Genomic DNA, 18,965 nt, shown 5'->3' with positions numbered 1-18,965 from the left:
ATTGTCAATCACTGTCCGAAAGGCCCGGCCAATTTCAGCGAGGATGGCGAAAGCAGCCGCCGACTGGAGCGCCAGGCACATCAGATAGGAACGAATCGGTCGTGGCTTCATGTGGGTTGGTCGTTCATTTTAGGTGTCATCTAGGAGGCATGATTTGATGTCGAACCCGGATGCTCACGTGCGAGCCGGATGACCGAGAGCGGCGTTCGGCGCCACGTTGAGTGCCTGACTCAAAAGCCTAAATTTCTCGAAAGCCCGAGGTCAGGCAGCCGCCTCCGCCTCCCGTCGAGCGTTTCTCCGCAATATCTCCGGTGGCACGCCGAAGGTCCGGAGGAACGCGCGACGCATGCGTTCGCGGTCCACGAATCCTGTTTCCTGCGCCACAACATTGACCGTGTGCCGCCCCTCTTCGATCATGAACCTAGCGGCCTCCAGCCGAAGCCGCTCCACGGCTTTTGCTGGAGACTGGCCGGTTTCGGCCAGAAAGGCGCGACTGAACTGGCGGGGGCTCAGGTTGGCGACCGCGGCAAGCTCTTCGATCGTCAATGGGTTCCGCAAATTTTGACGGATGTGCGCCAGGACCAATTCGATGCGATCGGACTTCGGCGTCATATCGAGGAGTGCGGAATGCTGTTTTTGTCCGCCCATCCGCCGCTGATTCATGACCAGAAGCCTGGCGACCATTTTCGCGACTTCGGGACCGAGATCGTTATCGATCAACGCCAGTACGAGGTCGATCCCCGCGGTCATTCCCGCCGACGTCCAGACCGAACCGTCATTGATGAAGATCCGGTCTTCCTCAGCCCTCACATCCGGAAACCGAGCCCTGAAGCTAGCTGCATGGGCCCAGTGCATCGTCGCGCGTCGACCACTCAGGAGGCCGGCTTCAGCCAGCACAAACGCTCCACTGCAGATCGAGGCGACCCGCCTCGACGCCTTGGCGGCTTCCCGCACGAACGCGATCATAGTCGCATCGGAGGAAGGCATGTCCATCTCGGTGATCGAACCCACGATGACTGTGTCAAAGGCGGGATCTCCGAACGGTTCGGTTTGCAGCGTCATGCCTGCGGAAGATCGAACCGGACCGCCATGCTCCGAAAGCAAATGGATGTCATAGCGCTGGTCGGCGGGAGGCAGATTGACGATTTCGGATGCCGTCAGGGCCGCAAGGCTCATCAGTTGAAACCGTTGCGGCACGATGAAACCGACCCGATGCATTTTCGCTCCTGTGGCACGAATGGTGGCAAGAACGACCTACGTCAGCCCCGCCGCAATCGCTAGAGTGAAGGCAACAAATCTCGCGCGGGCTCTTCGCCGCTAAGCGACCCCCATGTCAGCGCTTCCGTGAGGAAGAAAGGATGATGCATGTCTTCCGATCACGCCGCCTTCGTCGAGCATCGCATTTCTAGGGGCCAAGGAAAAGTCTACGCTCGAGACTATGCGGGTTCTGGTCCGGCCTTTGTGCTCATGCACGGCTTCCCTGACAACCTGCATATCTGGGATGACCTGATCCCGTTCCTAGTTGCCAGCGGCCGGCGCGTGGTGACGTTCGATTTCCTGGGCTTCGGCGCCTCGGACAAGCCCGCCGGCGCTGTCTATAGCTTTAAGCAGCAACTGGGCGACCTTGAAGCGGTCGTCGGGGGGCTGGGCCTGGGAAAGATCGTTCCGGTGGCTCACGATTCCTCCGGGATGGCGACGCTCAACTACGCGCTCGCCCATCCGGGAGGCGTCGACTCCGCGATCATGCTCAACTCGGCCTATAGCGAGGACTCCACGGTTCTTTGGCCCGAGATGATCACGCTCTTTGCGACTCGGAGCATGCAGGCCCTTGCAATAGCGATCGCCCAGAGCCCCGAACAGTTTGGCTGGCTGCTGAAATGGCAGCAGAAGAAATTCCTGGACCCCTTGCCTGAGGCGCAAAGACCCCATTTCAGCGCGTTCATCGCTCCGCTGATCAGCGACAACTTCATCGCCCAACCCGGCGCCGGTCCTGCCTTCGTGCAGTTGGCGGCGGAATTCTTCGATGAACACGCCCGAAACGCCAAGCATCTGACCGCGCTCGAGACGCTCGATATTCCGGTCAAGCTGATCTGGGGACAATACGACCCCTACTTCCCTGTCGCCATGGCCGAGCGGCGTCAATCTCAGCTCAAAAATGCGTCCCTCACCGTCATACCGGCGGGCCATTGGCTGCAGGCCGATGAGCCCGCGCAAGTAGCGAAGGCGATGCTGTCATGAGCCCGCGCGCGCTCGACAAGCTCACCGTTCGCGTACGCCGCTTGACCAAGCTCGCTCGCGCCGTTGGCCTCGTCACGGTACTGGCGGTGATCAGCCCGACCGCTTCGTTCGCTCAGTCAGCGCCACCAACATCGAGCCTCGACGTCCCGACGACCAAACTGCTTGCGATCGGCACCTTCACAGCCATAGGGTCGCCGGAGCGGTGGAAGCCGCTCCTGCCTGCCGAAGTGCGCGACACGGTACGGCTCTATCTCGCTGGGAAAATCGACCAGTGGTACCTCAAGCAGGACCAGAGCGGCGTCGTCTTCATGATGAACGTCACCGATCCGAAGGAGGCTCTGGACCTGCTGGGCAAGTTTCCTTTCGGCCAGGCCGGGCTGATGGAGTTCCAGATCATCTCACTCGGCCCGATCGCCCCGCTCCGCGTGCTTCTGACCGATCCCGCTAAGTAATTCGCAGGCGGTCCTTACCAATAGATCGAAAGGAACATCGAATGTATGACCCTAAAAATCCGCGCGTCCACGCTGAAATATTGCCCGCGCTTGCCGCCGTCGTTGGTCCAACGACCAAGATCCTGGCAATCGGCTCCGTCACGGCGAAAGGCACGCCCGAGGCGATCGCGCCGGTCCTGCCCCATGAGGTTCGCGCGACGGTTCGCAATCATCTCGCCGGCAAGATCGAGCAATGGTTCTTCCAGACCGAGGGCTACGGCGTGGTGTTCATCGTGAACGCCACCAGCACCGTAGAGGCGCACGAACTTCTGGAGAAACTTCCTCTCGGCGTGGCCGGCATGATGGAATTCGAGTTGATCGCCCTCGGGCCGCTTGCGCCGCTCGCCATGCTCATCGGTGGGCCGCCCCGCTCGTGATGATCTGATCCGCGGGGGTTTGGGAGCTTGGTGGCGCTCGAGGCTCCATCGAGACCGCTTCGATCACCTTCGTGCGTGCCTGACAGCCTCACGCATTGCGTGCTGTCGATCGATGCTGCGCCGTCGCTCCAGCTCCCCACACCAGTACCGTGCGAGGAAACAGAAAATGCCTGACGTCAAGAATCCGCGCGTTCATGCCGAGATATTGCCCGCGCTCGCCGCCGTCATCGGTTCGACAACCAAGATACTGGCGATCGGTTCGATCACGGCGAAGGGCACGGAGGCGATTGCCTCGGTTCGCCCCCATGAGGTGCGCGCGACGGTTCGTTATTATCTCGCCGGCAAGATCGAGCGGTGGTTCTCCCGGACGGAGGACCGCGGCGTCGTGTTCATCGTGAACGCCACCAGCACGGCAGAGGCGCACGAACTCCTGGAGAAGCTTCCACTGGGTGTGGCCGGAATGATGGAATTCGAGCTGATCGCTCTCGGGCCGCTTGCGCCGCTGGCGATGCTCATCGCCGAACCTCCGCGTTCGCAGTGCGATCCGCGCGCCTCGTTGTGAGCTTGGTGGCGCTTCAGGCTCCATCGCCAACGGATCGACATCGAGCGGGGCATGGTGAAGCCATGTCGGAGCGGACCAAGGATTACACCAACAACTCGCCAAAAAGGACCCGCCACGATGCCTGTTGTCAAAGCCGCCGCCGTGCAGATCAGTCCCGTTCTCTACAGCCGGGAAGGCACTGTTGGCAAAGTGGTCAAGAAAGTCATCGAGCTTGGGCGCCGGGGCGTCCAGTTCGCGACCTTTCCGGAAACCGTCATTCCTTACTACCCGTATATTTCTTTCGTCGAAGCGCCGTACCTGATGGGCGCGGAGCACTACAAGTTACTCGATCAGGCGGTGACCGTGCCGTCTGACGCGACCAGGGCCATCGGCGAGGCCGCCAAGCAAGCTGGCATGGTCGTCTCTATCGGCGTCAACGAGCGCGATGGCGGCACGATCTATAACGCGCAACTTCTGTTTGATGCTGACGGCACGCTCATCCAGCACCGTCGCAAGATTTCCCCAACCTATCATGAACGCATGGTCTGGGGTCAGGGCGATGGCTCCGGGCTGCGCTGTGTCGACAGCGCCGTGGGGCGCATCGGTCAACTGGCGTGCTGGGAGCACTACAACCCGCTCGCCCGTTACGCCTTGATGGCCGACGGCGAACAGATTCACTCGGCTATGTATCCCGGCTCGTTCGCCGGAGACGGCTTCTCCGAGCAGATCTCGGTCAATATCCGCCAGCACGCGCTGGAGGCCGGATGTTTCGTGGTCTGTGCGACAGCCTGGCTGGATGCCGAGCAACAAGCTCGGATCATGAAGGACACCGGCAGCAGGATCGAGCCAATCTCCAGCGGCTGCTTTACCGCAATCGTATCTCCAGAAGGCGAGCTAATGGGCGCGCCGCTGAGATCCGGCGAAGGCGAGGTCATCGCCGATCTCGATTTCTGGGCCATCGACAAGCGCAAGCGTTTGATGGACTCGCGCGGTCACTACAGTCGCCCGGAACTGCTCAGCCTCCTGATCGACCGCACGCCAAAGTCCCATGTGCTTGAGCGCAACGCGCATCCAGCGCTGAAATCCCTCGACCCGGCCGATCGGCTGGAAGAAGTCGGCTCGCGTCCGGTGATGGCAGCAATTTCATGACCTCACGCCGGCATCTGCTTCTCACTGGCGGCGGTCTCGTCGTCGCGCTCGGCCTCCCAAAAGCAGGGCTTGCAGACGCGATGAAGGTCGCCGGGCCGCCAGCCCACCAACCCGCTCAAAAAGGATCAAAGCTCATGACGACCGCAACAATGAAAGACGGCGCGAAGATCTACTACAAGGACTGGGGCACCGGTCCGGTCGTGACCTTCTCTCATGGCTGGCCGCTCACCGCCGACGCTTGGGACGCCCAGATGCTGTTCCTGGCGAACCACGGCTACCGCGTTATTGCCCATGATCGACGCAGCCATGGCCGGTCTGATCAGACGTGGACCGGCAACGACATGGATACCTATGCCGACGATCTCGCCTCTCTGCTTGAGGTGCTCGACGTCAAGGGCGCGACGATGATCGGCCATTCGACCGGTGGAGGCGAGGTCGCGCGCTATGTCGGCCGCCATGGTACATCGCGTGTCTCGAAAGCAGTCCTGATTTCCGCGGTGCCTCCGCATATGGCGCAGACGCCCACCAACCCCAACAGTGCGCCGATGAGCGTCTTCGACGGCCTGCGCTCGAGCCTGGTTGCCGATCGGGCAGGGTTCTTCAAAGAACTGGCGATGCCGTTCTTTGGCTACAACCGTCCTAACGCGAGGGTTTCGCAGGGCCAGATCGACTCCTTCTGGCTTCAGGGCATGATGGGGAGCCTGCAAGGCGAGTACGATTGCATCAAGGCCATCTCCGAGACCGATTTCACTGATGATCTCAAGAAGATGACGATCCCAACCCTGCTGCTGCAGGGCAACGACGATCAGATCGTTCCTATCGACATCGCCTCCCGGCGTTCGGTGAAGATCCTGCCAAACGCGAGCCTGAAGGAATATGCAGGCGCTCCTCATGGCATGTGCGTCACCCACGCCGACCAGGTGAATGCAGATCTGCTGGCCTTCCTCAAAGGATGAGGGGGCGAAGTCCTCTTGCCGATCGACCGGTCGCAAAGCGGATACATCGCGCGGCAAAGCATATTCACTCTGAGTGAGGCGAAAGATGAGCAAGGCACAACATGAACTCCCGATTCTCGTGACCGGCGCGGCTGGACGGATCGGCTCGGTGGGGCGCTCCGTGACGGAGCTGCTTCTCGCCCGTGGGTTCCAGGTACGGGCGCAGGCTCGTGTGGACGACGAGCGGGCCACAAGGTTGCGTGCGCTCGGTGCAGAAGTCGTGGTTGGCGATCTGCTTGATCTTACGGCGGTACATCGGGCGATCGAAGGGTGCGAACGTCTCTGCTTCGCAATGTCGGTCGCACCGACCTATCTCGAGGCGGCTGTCAACGTCGCCGTCGTCGCGAAGCACCACGGCGTCAAGGCGTTCGTCAATCTCTCCCAGATGACCGTCAACGAGATGGACATCGTCAACACGACCCCCAGCCCACAGCAAAAGCAGCATTGGTTGGCGGAGCAGATATTGTCCTGGTCCGGGCTGCCAGTGGTGGAAGTACGACCAACGGCCTTCATGGAGGGGCTATTCCTTCAAACCGCGAAAACCGTCTCCATGCAGGACGAAATCATGGCGCCATTTGGGAACGGCAAGAACTCGGCCATCGCTGCGTTCGATGTCGCTCGGGTGATCGCCCAGATTTTGAGTGATCCCACAGAGCATATCGGCCAGACTTACCATCTGACCGGCCCGGTTTCGCAGGACATGCATGCGGTTGCACGCGAGTTCTCGGCCGCGCTTGGCCGCACGATCACGTACGTTGACCTCCCGCCCGAGATGATGAAGGAGCAACTTGCCGCATTCGGGATGCCGCCTCATGTTGTCTCGCACGTCGTAACGATGGCCCAACTCCATCGGGGCAATCGGTACGATCGGTTCAGCAATGACGTCGAACGACTGACCGGCATACCCCCGATGAGCGTTCGGGAGTTCGTGCAGAAGAGCGCGCATGCGTTCGCACCGGTCGCGCCTTCGAGCGCGGCTGAATAAACGGCATCGTAGAAAGGGTACGGCTTCGCAAAGGAGCGTGGTTGCGGGGGCACGCAACCACCGATACCGGCATTCACTTCAAGTCACGACCTGACAAGATGGCCCTCGGGGGAAGCTCCTTCATCCTGAACGCAGTGCATCTGCAGTCGACAACGACTTTTTCAGAGATTGCTTACTCGTTCGAATGAGACCGAAGCGGAATTTCGGCTCAGACGCGCGTATCGCTCTGTAAGATAAAGGAAAAGTGGCGCACCCGACACGATTCGAACGTGTGACCTTTGCCTTCGGAGCAATTTAACCTGTCCTACGCAAATCCGCGATAGGGCATTCAATGCTTCGCTATCATACTAATATCATTATGAAAACTGGAGTCGGTGGCCCGCAGCTCCTACCCTGCTCTGCGCCCCGATTTCCCTCCACCTGCTTACGTGGTGCTTACGCGGAAGACGGGCTTCAAGTCGGAGAAATTCGATGACAAAGCTCAGTAAGCGGATCGTGGACGCCGCGGAAGCTCGGGAAAAAGACTACGTCATTTGGGATGATGAACTGCCCGGCTTTGGTCTCCGGGTATTCAATTCCGGCAAACGTAGCTACCTGATCCAGTATCGTTCGGTCGGGCGTTCGCGTCGCTACACTATCGGGCAGCACGGCGTCTGGACGCCGGAGCTCGCAAGGAAAGAGGCGAAGATTCAGTTGGGGCGGGTTGCCCAAGGTGACAATCCGGCCGAGGAGCGGCAGCTCGATCACAAGGCAATCACCGTCAAGGAGTTGTGCGATCTCTATTTCACTGACCTAAAGGCGGGTCTTATACTCGGAAAAGGTGGGCGCCCGAAAAAAGCGTCAACCATCGTAACTGACACTGGCCGCATTAACCGTCATATTGTCCCGCTGATCGGCACTAGGCGCGTAAAAGACCTTGTTAAGGCTGACATCAACAAGGTCTTGAAGGACATCATGGCGGGGAAAACCCGCGCTAGTGTTAAGACCAAGAAACTGCGCGGCAAGGCGATCGTGCGGGGAGGAGTCGGTACTGCCACGCGGACCGTCGGCCTCCTCGGAGGAATCCTCACCTATGCTGTCGACGCCGGCATCATCGAGACAAACCCAGCGCACGGCATTCGCAAGCCGAAGGACAGGGTCCGTAACCGTCGTCTGACCGAAGCAGAGTATCGCATTCTTGGTGGAATTTTGCGCAGGGCGGCCGAGGACGAGAGATACCAAATCACGAGCGATATCATCCGCCAAATTGCTCTCACAGGATGTCGCCGCTCCGAAATGATTAAGCTTCGGTGGATCGAAGCAGATATGGAAGCAAGCTGTCTGCGTCTGGCAGATAGTAAGGAGGGCGCCTCAACTCGAGCCATCGGGCTGCCTGTAGTGGAATATCTAGAAAATCGGTGGAGCGCCGACGCTGGCACTTACGTTTTCCCGGGGCAGGGGGACGACAATGCATTTGGCAGCTTCCCCAATCATTGGGAAAAGATCTTCCGCAATACGCAACTCTCTGACATTACACCTCACGTATTGCGGCATAGCTTCGCAAGCATTGCAAACGATCTTGGGTTCACCGAGGTCACGATCGCTGCCCTGGTCGGTCACGCCAAAGGGTCGGTCACGAGCAAATATATCCACACACTCGACACAGCGCTGATCATGGCTGCCGACACGATTTCGGGTTACATCCAAGGCCTTCTCAATGGCGTTGAATTCAAACAGACCGCTTACGCCCTTGATCGCGATTCTCGGAAGGCGGCGCTTGCTCGCTTCCTCCGCAAGGCCGTCGGTGACTCCTTCGAAACCGAGCAAGAACAGTGTCTCGCGGCCTGAAGCCACCGGTGCAAGTTCAGCCGGAACGGACGACTGACAGGCACCAGGGGTGCTGAATGGAGGAAGCTAGTCAACGAGCCTATTTTTCTGTCGCGGTTCGCGCACGTTAGCCTGGCCGGCGTTAAACTCGCTCGCCGTGCTGTTGATTGTTCGTAGTTTTTTCAAATCCAAAAAACGGTGATACCAACATTGGTGTTCGAGAATTTGCACCGAAATAATGCAATCTTGCCGGGAACGTACCGGGTTCGAGTCGCTCCCGCTACCAGATCCGACGTAACTATTGATTTCCCAGATTCGGCCGATCGAAGTTTCGACAGAGGGATGTCTCATCGATACATCTGGGACGATCAGCAATCAATCGTCGCACTGACGTCGTAAACGCTTCCGGGGCAGGTCCCAAGTCCCGCTTACGACTTATAAATCGGGGATAATGTCAGCTTCGGCGGAGTGCTAATACCTGTCGGAATGCTCGATCTCTGTTCAGGAAGGTTGGGCAGCGAACCGCCCAGCGCGACCGCGATCTGCGGATAAGGATCGATGAGGTCCGGGTGAGTTTCTCTGAGATCATCCGACATCGCGTCTACCACCGAAAAGACAACCTGCTTACTTCCGTGCTGAACCCCATCTTCGCCTAGTTTCCGAACAATCGGCAATGCCGCACCGCCGCCTGTTGCAACCAGCTTCACTCGCCCCGAGTCGCCAGCGAGGGCCACCGCGGAGCGGCCGACCATTTCAGTGATGAGCTTGTCGAACTGCACGACTGGTCCGTAAGAGAGAAATTGATCGAGGTTCACTTCGACGAGTTGATCCGTCGTGAGTTCGACAACAACTTTTCCAGTTCTAAACAGCTGTTCCTTGTAATTCCGGACCTGCCGCCGCAAGGCATGTCCCGCCAATCGGGCTTCAGCTGAATCGAGTGACAGCCCGCTTCGATCAAGCACAAAGCGCTGGAGCGCATTATCGAGTGTATTTCCCGCCACATTTTTCGCGTCCGCGGCCGAGGAGACTTCGAACACGCGCATGCGGTCATTGTTCGGGTTGTTCACGCAATAGAAGCCAGCGACATCGGTGGTGCCGGCGCCGATATCGAGGACCAGATAGGCTTCGCGCTTACCCTCGCGAGTAGCCAACAAAGCGCCAGCCCCGGCCGCGGTTGCCTCGCGGACCGGCTCGCCTATCAGTACAGAGGGAAGCTTGTCGTGGCCAACGGATGAGAGTTGATCGAGCAACAATTCCCCGCTGTTCGGCGTGCTCTTGGACAGCAACTATTTCAACGGCGGTGCTCCGGGGAGCGATGGCATCCGCGGGGATTTGCCCAGAAAGTAGATGGGATTCCAGAGGAGGGAACAAACATGAGATAACCAGGATGCAAAGGATCGAGCGAGAGTGCACACGAAATGCAGCCAAATGATCCGAGGGAGGTAACGAACATGCCTGCCAATTATGGAGCACCGAGAGAGACGTTGCGGCTGCTGCCGGCCGCGTTGCTGTTGTCGATCGCCGGGCTTTCGCTCGCCCGGCCGGCCGTAGCGGCCGAAGTGAGGTACGATCCAGGCGACAAGGTTTATTTTACCTACTGCCATTCCCACCCGCCGGGCATGCGCATCAGGTCCGGGGACTCGGTTATCACGAACACGCGTGACGCTTCCAACGATGCGTTCTCCGTCTCCGACAAGACGGTGATGGCAAAGTTGGACCTCACCAAGGTCAATCCGCAGACCGGTCCGTTTTACATCGAAGGCGCCGAGCCCGGTGACACGCTGGAGGTCCATATCGACAGCATCGAACCCAACCGCGATTGGGGATGGGGTGCTTCAATTCCGAACTTCGGGCTGCTCGCGCCGGAATACAAGACTGCGATGGTGACGCCGGCTGCCCCCGACCGTCTGTTCATCTGGCGTCTCGACAAGAACCGCAAGGTCGCCATTCTGGACATGCCGAACAGCAAGATCGGCAAAGCCGAGGTACCGCTCAGGCCGTTCTTCGGCACCATCGGCACGGCCCCGGCAGGGAAGGAGTGCATCAGCTCGCTGATCCCCGGGCCGCATGGCGCGAATATGGACTTCAACGAGGTCGTTGCAGGGGTCACCATGCAATTCCCGGTTTTCGAGCCGGGCGCGTTGTTCATGCTGGGCGATGGGCACTCCGCCCAGGGCGATGGGGAGATCCACGGTGCTGCGATCGAGACACCGTTCAACGTCAGGTTCACGGTCAACCTGATCAAGGGCAAGAAAATCAACTGGCCGCGCCTGATCAATGACAATGAGATCATGTCGATCGGCAGCACGCGGCCTCTGATCGATGCCCTGCGGCTCGCCTGCGTCGATATGGTCGACTGGCTTATGAGCGACTACGGCTTTGAGCGGTACGATGCCGTTCAAATGCTTGGTCAGGCGGCTCATCTTTACATCGCGAACGTCGTCGACCCGCAGTTCTCCGTGGCCTGCGCATTGAACAAGAAGTATCTGCCGCGCTAACGCGACGCGCGTCGCCGGCGGCGTCTGGCAAGGCGTCGCCGCGGCGCTAGAGGGTTTTCGAGCGGAGTGTGTACCGGTTCGCGTCTTCAGGCGGTCGGGACCGAAGCATTGGCTCCAGGCAGCCCCGAACGGGGGACCATGATGATCGACTTTCTATTCGGCGTCCTTCGGCAAACCTGGGAAATCCTCGAAGAGGCTTCGGTCTTTCTCCTCTTCGGCTTCCTGCTGGCCGGGACGCTCGGAATCCTCGTGCCCGGCCGGCTGCTGACCCGGCTGGTCGGGACTGGGAAGATCAAGTCCGTGCTCTGGGGATCGGTGGTCGGCGCGCCGATTCCCTTATGCTCCTGCGGCGTCCTGCCAACAGCGCTCGGGTTGCGCAAGCAGGGAGCGACTCCCGGCGCCACCGTCGCGTTCCTCGTAGCGACGCCGGAAACGGGCGTCGACAGCATCAGCCTGACCTACGCGCTGACTGACCCGGTCATGACCGTGTTCCGCCCTATCGCCGGCGTGGCAACCGCGATTGCCGCCGGGCTCGCCACGAATCTGTTCGGCGTCCCGCGCGTGACCGAGCCGCCGCTGGAGGTAGCCAAAACTCCGGCCGCAGCCGACGAGCAATGTCAGCACGCATGCGACCCCACAGGACACGATCACGCGCACAGTCACGACCACTACGACGACCATGTCCAGGAGACGAATTCGCCGCCGGACCGCGGCGCCGGCAGGACCATCTTTGACACGACAAGGCGCATCATCCGTTACGGTTTCGTCGAGCTGCTCGACGACGTGAGCTGGTGGCTCGCTCTGGGTATCGTCCTGTCCGGTGTTGTCGCCTTTGCAATTCCAGCGCAGCTGTTTGAGGGGGTGTGGGGCAGCGGAATCGCCTCGATGGTGCTGATGCTCCTCCTGAGCATTCCTCTTTACACTTGCGCTTCCTGCTCGACGCCCATGGCGGCCGCGCTGGCTCTCAAAGGCTTGAGCCCTGGCGCCGTTCTCGTTTTCCTTCTAGCCGGCCCGGCCACGAATATCGGCAGCCTCGTCGTGCTGCTGAAGATCCTGGGCCGCTATGCAGTGGCTCCCTATCTGGTCGCGGTCGCGATCATGACGCTCGCTGCGGGTTTCGCCCTCAATGCGATTTACCACGCCTGGGGGCTCGATCCACGCCTGACATTCGGAACGGCCGCCGGATTCGTGCCGGACCCCGTCAAGGAAGCTGGCGCCGTGCTGCTCACCGGCCTGCTGATCCTCAGCATGTTCCGGACGCACGTCCCAAACGAATGGATCTGGCTCCGCGACCGAGCCGCGCAGCTCACCGGAATCGCTGTTACCCCGCGCGGTCTGGGGTTCGCAGCCGCAGCCGGTGCGGCGGTCCTCTGGCTCGGGAGCGGCTTCTTCACAGTCGGGCCCGGCGAGATCGGCATCAGACTGCGGTTCGGCCGAATCCTGGCATCTGATCTTGAACCTGGGCTGCACTTCAGATTGCCCTGGCCGTTCGAGAAGCACCAGCTCATTGCGCAGAATCTGGCGCGGCGACTCGAGTTCGGACTTCCACGGGAGCTGTCCCGGGAGGAGGCGACGCGTGCGCAGCTTCGCGGTCGGCCGGCCTTTGGATCGTTTACATTGCCGCAGCAGGCGGCGAGCGGGGTCTGGTTCCAGAAGGAGACGGCGCCCGGCGACTCCTTCCTGCCCACGGGTGATGCCAACCTCATAGACCTGAGGTCTACGGCCCAGTACAGGATCAAGGATGCGCTGGCGTTCGCCTACAATCTCGCCGAGCCGGAGGCACTCGTGCGCAGCACGGTCCTGGCAGCGCTGCGAAGCGCGATCGCGACCCGCCCCATCGATGCGGTCTACACCACAGCGCGCGCGGAGATCGAACGCGAGACACGCGAGGCCGCCCAGTCGATGCTGGACCGCTACCAGGCCGGAATCGAGGTGATTGCCGTCAGCCTGCTCTATGACCACCCGCCGGAGGAGGTCCACAACGCCTTTAGGGACGTCGCCAGCGCCCTGGAAGACAAGCTGCGCACGATCAACCTGGCGAACGTCTTCGCAGTGGAGAAGATCAACCAGGCAAAGGGCGAAGCCGCGGCGATGACCGAGGGGGCACTGGCCTTCAAGGAGCAGCGGATCGCTGGCGCGCAGGCCGGCGCGGACGCCTTCGCGCTCCGGCTCGAAGCTTACAACCGCGCCCCTGCGCTTACTAAATTCCGGTTGCAGCTTGAAACGCTCGAAGACGTTCTGCCGGGTATGCGGAAGTTTGTGCGGCCCGGTGCCGGCGACGTGAAAGACATGGACATCTGGCTCCTGCAGCCCATCGGTCCGGGCCAAAGCAAGTAGCGAGGCCAGCTTGGCGAGGATCAAGGAAGTAGCAAGTAGGCGGATCAAGTGGGGGCGAGATGACGAAGCCCATTAAACGGATTGGATCTGAACGCGTCGGCAGGTGAGAATGGCGGAACAATCCACCACGGCGAATAAACGATCGAACGTCGTGCTCCGGCGCACCTTGCCGGCGCTGGCGGCGGTGCTCACGGTCTGGGCTCTTGTTGCTTCGTTCGTCGCCCTGGACGTCACCGAATATGGACTTGTCACCCGCTTTGGCCGTGTGCTCCGTGTCCTTGCCGAGCCCGGCCTCCACGTCGTTGCGCCATTTGACCGTGTCGTGCGGCTGGACAAACGGATCCTGTTCTTTCGCCCGGCGCCTTCCGAATTTCTGACGATTGACAAGAAGAACCTCGGCGTCGACAGCCTCGTGACCTGGCGGATCGCCGACCCGGAACGCTTTCTCGCCGCGCTCGCGACCCCGGCTGCGGCCGAGCAGCGTCTCTCCGATGTCATCCTGGCGGAGATCGGCGCCGTCATGGGCCAGTATCCGGCATCCGTTCTCATCTCCACCGACCCGGCAAAACGAAACTATCTGGCCGTGGCGTCGGAAGTCGTTCGCCGCGTCACCGATTTCGCGCGAACGACTTACGGGATCGACGTCGTCAGCGTCGATGTTCGCCGTCTCTACCCTCCGGAGCTGAACCGGGAGCACATCTTCGAACGCATGAAGGCTGAGCGGGCCAAGATCGCCAAGGAGAACCGCTCGGCGGGTGAGCTGGAGGCGAAGCGGATCGTCGCCGAGGCCGACCACGAGAAGAGCCGCATCGACTCCGATGCTGCCGGACAGGCCGAGCGCATCAAGGCCGATGCTGATGCCGAGGCTTCGCGGACCTACGCTGCCGCCTTCAGCCAGGATCCGGGATTCTACCAATTCCTTCGGACCTTGCGCGCCTACGACAAGTTGCTGGATGACAAGACGACTATCTTCCTTCCCGCAGACACCGACGCTCTGCGGATGCTGCACTTCGACAAACAACCGAGCCAAGTTGGACCGTCCCCTCCGGCGCCCGGAGAACTTTCAAGCGGCGCCGGTCTTCTGCAGAACAAGAAACGCGAGGAGGAGATCCGATGACGCTCGCGTCCGATCAGGCCCGCTTTGGCGACACGCGGCGAGAAGCAAATCATGCCGCAGAAGATCTCACGCACCGAATAGAACCGCGGTCGCATCCCGGACTATCGCGCCTCGCTTGGCGTCGCCATCGCTATTGGATCCTCGCCATCCTCGGTCTCTTGTTGGGAGCCCATCTGGCCTCGGGCATCTATGTCATCGGAGCAGACGAGCGCGCGGTGCTGCGTCGTTTCGGTGCCTTCGAGGCCGAGGTCGGCCCCGGCATACACTACCGCTTGCCTTGGCCCGTTGATCGCCTGGATGTTGTCAAGACGACTAGCGTGCAGAAAGTCGGCGTGGGATTTGCGATACCCGCCGGGGAATCGGCAGCGCCCTCCGGCATGGAGTTGCTGACTGGGGACACCAATATCGTCAATGCTGCTCTTGTTCTGCAATACGTCATCCGCGATCCGGCGAAATTCCTTTTTGAGATCGAGGAAGCACCGGCCTACGTTGAGGCCGTCGCCGAGGGGGTGCTGACCGAGACGGTCATTGGCATGCCCATAGACGAGGTACTGACAAGAGGGCGGGTCGCCGTGCAGGAACGCGTCAAAGCCGAGACGCAGGAACTCCTGGACCGTCGCCGCAGCGGCATTCGCATCGTGTCTGCGAGCATTATGGCAGTGACTCTCGACCGATCGGTTGTCGAGGCGTTCCAGGACGTCGCGAACGCCATGGCCGACCGTGAGAAGGTGATCAACGAAGCCCGCGCTTACGCAGGCAACCTCATTCCCAAAGCACGGGGCGAGGCTCGCACGCGGCTGAGCGAGGCGGAGGCCTACAAGCAACAGCGCGTCGTCGACGCCGTCGGCGAGACAAGCCGTTTTTTGGCGTTGCAGAAGGAGTATGAAAAGGCACCTGATGTCACCAGGACACGATTGTACCTGGAAGCCATCGAGAAGATTTTGCCCAAGCTGCAGCTCTATATTATCGACTCGGATAAGGGACGCGTGCCACTCCATCTAAGGGTGACCGGCCCGTAATCACAGCTTCAATCAACCCCCGTTCCAGTGGAGGCCTTCACCTACCAGTTCGACAGTCCTGAGGATGCCAGCTCGCGCCAGTCGGCGAGCGCGGCGGGCAAGTTGAATTCACTCGAGAGGGCAGGAGAGACATACTTGCCGCCGAAGAGCAGACCTCAGTTACCAGAGGTGGATCCAAACTTGCGTTTTGCCGCGCGCCACCGGCTGAGCTTGAGAACAAGAATCCTTGCAGCGTGGGCGGGGAGCCGCTACCAAACGTACGATTTGGTAGGATGTCCAACGATTTTCCATGATCTCGCTCGCTCAATGGTAGCGCGGCAATCAGTTTAGGCGCGACGGTGTGCTCGGAAGTAAGATGAAAGCCCGCAACAGCTTAATCTCGTCTCTGATCGGGCAGGTCGGGCAGCGGTGTTCGTCGAGCAACGACCAGTTCCAAGAGGCGCTTACTTGGACCGGGATTCTTCGCGTTTTCGATCGGAGGAAACGACGATCGGTATTTGGCGAATATCGGCATTCATGACATTGCCGTTGAGCGTCACAACCGCAAACATCGTGTAGCGGCCAGCCGGCAACCGATTCTTGAAATCGAATTGGAACGAGGAGCTCTCGCTAAGAGGGGTAGCGCCGGCGAGTACCACACGCTTCTGATCGTCGACGACCACGATCCGGCATTCCGCGGGCATTCGTTTCAGAACATCCGGCGGTATGGACGAAAGCGGTACACGCTTAATGCGATACCTGCGCTGAAACTTGTCGATCATTTCGATGTCGCCCGACAAGCGGACGCCATCAACCGTCGAGTCCACCGCAGTGATGAATCCGCGACGCGGGATCGCGTAAGAATCATAGGAGCCCACGCCCAGCGGGTAGCTCAAGTCCCGGAACGCAGACAGCACGACGCTGTCATGCGACCAGCTCTTGAGCTGATAGGGCCCGTTGGTCACCAGAAAATGGCCGTTGGCCCTGTAGAATGCAGAGAGCGCTGCCCACCGCCTGCGTGCCTCATCAACGCCGACGAGCGGGCGCAACGCTTCGGGTCGGTAGCCTTCACGCTCGAAGCTCTCGATCAAGGCCAACAACCGCGCGTTAAGTGCTTGCGAGCGGACGAGGTCCAGCCATTCGACGCCGCGGCGAACGGCTTCTGTCTCCGAAAAGGCCGCCCAGTTTCGGTCGACCGCTTCTTCCATCAGAACGAGGAGATGCCAGGGCAGCGTGCTCCAGGGCGGCGCCGGGACTGCCTCTCGCTCCGGGCTCGCCGGTGCGCTGGTCGTATAGACCTCGATCGTGAACACCTCACGGAGGAAATCGACGTCGCCGACCCTGAAGGATTTGGATGCAGTTTCGCTGCCCGCGATGCGCAATCCCGCCAGCTGGCGGCGTATCGGCGCGGTCGCAGTATCGAGTGATGGATCGTAATGCGTCTCGCGGCCGTCGCTACGAATGCCCCAGCTATATGCAAAGATATAGGTGTAGAGCAGATCGGCAGTCGTCATCTTCGTCCCGTCGTGGAACGCGGAGCCGAGCAGACGATAGACCAATTTTGTCCTGGCGAATTTGTCGGGCCCGATGGGTTGGAGGCGGCCGCTGTCGAGATCAGGCAGTACCGCGTCCGCGGGTATCACAATCACATTTCCCGCCACCGCTGATGGCTGCGCGGATGGCCTACTGCGCTCGACGATCGGCTCGGCTAGGATCGACAGACTGACGAAGGTATAGACCACCATGAGCGCGGTGAGCGGGATCTGCGAGGCCAACGCGAGCTTGTGCGGGGCAAATGTGTGCATCGCCCGGGCATGCGCGAGATAAACTGCCGCGATATGTCCGAGAAGAACGGCCACGACCGCCGAGTACCAGGCGAAGCGGGCGCCCACGATCGCAATGTTGGGCCGATAACTCGCGGTTCCGAACAGGTTCCAGCCGTTGCCGAAGGGATCGGAAAGCAACGGAATGATGTATTGCCCCTGAATTAGGAAGTATACGAGGTAATGCGCCAGGTGGTAGCCGAGCGCGATCGGGATCAGCGTGAGCGCGAAGTTCTGGGCGATCTGCCGTGGTGAAAGTTGCCACTCCGTCATCGCGCTCATGATGGCGCTCACTATCAAATAGGCCGACACGAACAGGAGCCAGAACCCAACCAGGCCGATGCTACGTAGCGCTACCGGGCCGAGCTCGGCTACATCGGACAAACGCGCCATGAGAGCGGCTTCCGCGACCGACCATTCTGGAGTCGCAATCAGGCCGTCGTAAAGAACGCTCGACAGAAGCAGCAGCACCAGTGCCATCATCGATGGCGAAGCCTGTTCACGACCGATCAACCCTGCTCCAAATGGTCGCAGCAATAATTGAGGTTTCGCCTGGGCGGTGCATATGTCCGTTGGCGCGAAACGGGCGAATGTGCTGAACACGACGGTGAAGAGCTCGCCGTGCCGCAGCCAGATCTGGCTGCCGAAGACGAGCATGCCGGCCCAGGTCAGTACGGAATAACCAAGTGCGAAGGAGACTATATGTGAGGGCACAGCGGGCGTCGGATAGACGAGCTCGGTCCATGAGAACGCCAGCAGCAAGAGCACAGCGGGCCACACACCGAGTGCGGGGGGATACGGTTTGTTGAGCGCGAGCTTGCAGCCGCAAGCGCGCCTGTATGCCATCTCCGTGCCGTCGAAGACGGTCCGCCATGGATTGATGACCGGCCAGATATTTCCGACGAAAGCCGAAATATAGGCGAGGCCGATCCAGACTATGATCCAGACGAGCGTGGGCGCGAGGTTTCGGTAAGGATTCTGATCGCCGAAAAAGCCCGCCGCCAGCATCGCGGCAAACAGGACGAGAGCGATTAGTTTGAGTGGAATACCCAACGCCGCGATGGCTTTTCCGAGCCGGTAGTCGAACAAATCGACGCGCGAATAGGCGTGTGCCCGCGGCGTGCGGCGTACAAACAGGCCGACCACCACGAAGGAGAGCGCAACCGCAGTCGCACCACCGAAGAGATAAAGTGATAACGGAAGGGGGAGATCATAACGCTGGCCGAAGCCATGCGCGCCGGCCGGTGCGACGTTCATCAGTAAAGTCGCGGTCGCGAACAGCCAGCATCGCGTCGCTATCAAGCGCTGTCGGCGCATCTGGTTACGGATAGATCTCGATACGCACAAGTGGAGTTTCCCCATGTGAGTGGCCGCCGGGCCCAGCAGACCCATGGACTTCCACCGGAAACCGTCCGGTTGTTTTCGCGGCGAATTCCATCAGACCAACGGTGCCGGGCTCGACCTTTCGTTCAATGTCATAGCCGTGTAGATGCAGGACGATTGGCCGATCCGTGCTCCATCGCAGTCTGACTACATCGCCTTGCTTGACCCGGACCACCTGTGCGCTCTCCGTTACCCGCCCACGCTCGATGCGGAAGTCGAATGTGAGC

General features: G+C 60.4%; 15 protein-coding genes. 12 read left to right on the top strand and 3 right to left on the bottom strand.

What is annotated here, in order from left to right; translation table 11 throughout:
* Positions 1-261: 261 nt before the first annotated feature.
* On the bottom strand, positions 262-1,218 hold the full coding sequence (locus OZ411_RS18195) for a GlxA family transcriptional regulator (RefSeq protein WP_282529056.1): 957 nt from the start codon (positions 1,216-1,218) through the stop codon (positions 262-264).
* 147 nt (positions 1,219-1,365) lie between these two features.
* Between OZ411_RS18195 and OZ411_RS18190 the strand changes: the two genes are divergently transcribed.
* The 8 genes from OZ411_RS18190 to OZ411_RS18155 all read left to right on the top strand — a co-directional run bounded on the left by OZ411_RS18190 (position 1,366) and on the right by OZ411_RS18155 (position 8,603).
* Positions 1,366-2,238, top strand: a complete 873-nt coding sequence (locus tag OZ411_RS18190; protein WP_282529055.1) for an alpha/beta hydrolase — start codon at positions 1,366-1,368, stop codon at positions 2,236-2,238.
* A complete protein-coding gene (locus OZ411_RS18185) occupies positions 2,235-2,690 on the top strand; it encodes a hypothetical protein (protein ID WP_282529054.1) in 456 nt (151 codons plus the stop codon). The genes OZ411_RS18190 and OZ411_RS18185 overlap by 4 nt, the downstream gene beginning before the upstream one ends.
* 41 nt (positions 2,691-2,731) lie before the next feature.
* Positions 2,732-3,106, top strand: a complete 375-nt coding sequence (locus OZ411_RS18180) for a hypothetical protein (protein WP_282529053.1) — start codon at positions 2,732-2,734, stop codon at positions 3,104-3,106.
* Positions 3,107-3,272: 166 nt separating this feature from the next.
* Entirely contained in the window at positions 3,273-3,668 is a 396-nt protein-coding gene (locus OZ411_RS18175) for a hypothetical protein (RefSeq protein ID WP_282529052.1), read from the top strand.
* A 117-nt stretch (positions 3,669-3,785) separates the two neighbouring features.
* Positions 3,786-4,796 (top strand): nitrilase-related carbon-nitrogen hydrolase, encoded by a 1,011-nt coding sequence (locus OZ411_RS18170; RefSeq protein ID WP_282529051.1) that lies wholly within the window; start codon positions 3,786-3,788, stop codon positions 4,794-4,796.
* Between the two features lie 80 nt (positions 4,797-4,876).
* Positions 4,877-5,752 carry an alpha/beta hydrolase gene (locus tag OZ411_RS18165; RefSeq protein WP_282529050.1) on the top strand — a complete coding sequence of 292 codons (876 nt, stop codon included), beginning with the start codon at positions 4,877-4,879 and terminating at the stop codon, positions 5,750-5,752.
* Positions 5,753-5,837: 85 nt separating this feature from the next.
* Entirely contained in the window at positions 5,838-6,776 is a 939-nt protein-coding gene (locus tag OZ411_RS18160) for an NAD(P)H-binding protein (protein WP_282529049.1), read from the top strand.
* A 471-nt stretch (positions 6,777-7,247) separates the two neighbouring features.
* Positions 7,248-8,603: a site-specific integrase gene (locus OZ411_RS18155; protein WP_282529048.1), complete on the top strand. Its 1,356-nt coding sequence runs from the start codon at positions 7,248-7,250 to the stop codon at positions 8,601-8,603.
* Between the two features lie 407 nt (positions 8,604-9,010).
* On the opposite strand, the gene OZ411_RS18150 is transcribed toward OZ411_RS18155, so the two are convergent.
* A complete protein-coding gene (locus tag OZ411_RS18150) occupies positions 9,011-9,832 on the bottom strand; it encodes a hypothetical protein (protein ID WP_282529047.1) in 822 nt (273 codons plus the stop codon).
* 201 nt (positions 9,833-10,033) lie between these two features.
* Between OZ411_RS18150 and OZ411_RS18145 the strand changes: the two genes are divergently transcribed.
* The 4 genes from OZ411_RS18145 (at position 10,034) to hflK (ending at position 15,553) form a co-directional block, all read left to right on the top strand.
* On the top strand, positions 10,034-11,080 hold the full coding sequence (locus OZ411_RS18145; protein WP_282529046.1) for an acetamidase/formamidase family protein: 1,047 nt from the start codon (positions 10,034-10,036) through the stop codon (positions 11,078-11,080).
* 138 nt (positions 11,081-11,218) lie between these two features.
* Positions 11,219-13,417, top strand: a complete 2,199-nt coding sequence (locus OZ411_RS18140; RefSeq protein WP_349017020.1) for an SO_0444 family Cu/Zn efflux transporter — start codon at positions 11,219-11,221, stop codon at positions 13,415-13,417.
* A 109-nt stretch (positions 13,418-13,526) separates the two neighbouring features.
* On the top strand, positions 13,527-14,534 hold the full coding sequence (locus OZ411_RS18135) for a protease modulator HflC (protein ID WP_282529044.1): 1,008 nt from the start codon (positions 13,527-13,529) through the stop codon (positions 14,532-14,534).
* Entirely contained in the window at positions 14,531-15,553 is a 1,023-nt protein-coding gene (gene hflK / locus OZ411_RS18130) for an FtsH protease activity modulator HflK (RefSeq protein ID WP_282529043.1), read from the top strand. Before OZ411_RS18135 ends, hflK begins: the two co-directional genes overlap by 4 nt.
* A gap of 443 nt (positions 15,554-15,996) precedes the next feature.
* Here the strand turns inward: hflK and OZ411_RS18125 are convergent, their stop codons facing one another.
* Positions 15,997-18,612: a hypothetical protein gene (locus tag OZ411_RS18125; RefSeq protein ID WP_282529042.1), complete on the bottom strand. Its 2,616-nt coding sequence runs from the start codon at positions 18,610-18,612 to the stop codon at positions 15,997-15,999.
* Positions 18,613-18,965: the final 353 nt, after the last annotated feature.

The sequence above is a fragment of the Bradyrhizobium sp. Arg237L genome (genome assembly GCF_029990105.1).
GTDB lineage: Bacteria > Pseudomonadota > Alphaproteobacteria > Rhizobiales > Xanthobacteraceae > Bradyrhizobium.
Note: the sequence above shows the minus strand (reverse complement) of the source record. Positions and strands in the feature narration are given on the sequence as shown.

Excerpts from the sequence above, each read along its gene's own strand:
- OZ411_RS18195 (WP_282529056.1), bottom strand. The coding sequence starts at position 1,218 with ATGCATCGGGTCGGTTTCATCGTGCCGCAACGGTTTCAACTGATGAGC.
- OZ411_RS18165 (WP_282529050.1), top strand. The coding sequence starts at position 4,877 with ATGAAGGTCGCCGGGCCGCCAGCCCACCAACCCGCTCAAAAAGGATCA.
- OZ411_RS18170 (WP_282529051.1), top strand. The coding sequence starts at position 3,786 with ATGCCTGTTGTCAAAGCCGCCGCCGTGCAGATCAGTCCCGTTCTCTAC.
- OZ411_RS18175 (WP_282529052.1), top strand. The coding sequence starts at position 3,273 with ATGCCTGACGTCAAGAATCCGCGCGTTCATGCCGAGATATTGCCCGCG.
- OZ411_RS18145 (WP_282529046.1), top strand. The coding sequence starts at position 10,034 with ATGCCTGCCAATTATGGAGCACCGAGAGAGACGTTGCGGCTGCTGCCG.
- OZ411_RS18125 (WP_282529042.1), bottom strand. The coding sequence starts at position 18,612 with ATGAACGTCGCACCGGCCGGCGCGCATGGCTTCGGCCAGCGTTATGAT.
- OZ411_RS18140 (WP_349017020.1), top strand. The coding sequence starts at position 11,219 with ATGATGATCGACTTTCTATTCGGCGTCCTTCGGCAAACCTGGGAAATC.
- OZ411_RS18135 (WP_282529044.1), top strand. The coding sequence starts at position 13,527 with ATGGCGGAACAATCCACCACGGCGAATAAACGATCGAACGTCGTGCTC.
- OZ411_RS18180 (WP_282529053.1), top strand. The coding sequence starts at position 2,732 with ATGTATGACCCTAAAAATCCGCGCGTCCACGCTGAAATATTGCCCGCG.
- OZ411_RS18190 (WP_282529055.1), top strand. The coding sequence starts at position 1,366 with ATGTCTTCCGATCACGCCGCCTTCGTCGAGCATCGCATTTCTAGGGGC.
- OZ411_RS18160 (WP_282529049.1), top strand. The coding sequence starts at position 5,838 with ATGAGCAAGGCACAACATGAACTCCCGATTCTCGTGACCGGCGCGGCT.
- OZ411_RS18155 (WP_282529048.1), top strand. The coding sequence starts at position 7,248 with ATGACAAAGCTCAGTAAGCGGATCGTGGACGCCGCGGAAGCTCGGGAA.
- hflK (WP_282529043.1), top strand. The coding sequence starts at position 14,531 with ATGACGCTCGCGTCCGATCAGGCCCGCTTTGGCGACACGCGGCGAGAA.
- OZ411_RS18185 (WP_282529054.1), top strand. The coding sequence starts at position 2,235 with ATGAGCCCGCGCGCGCTCGACAAGCTCACCGTTCGCGTACGCCGCTTG.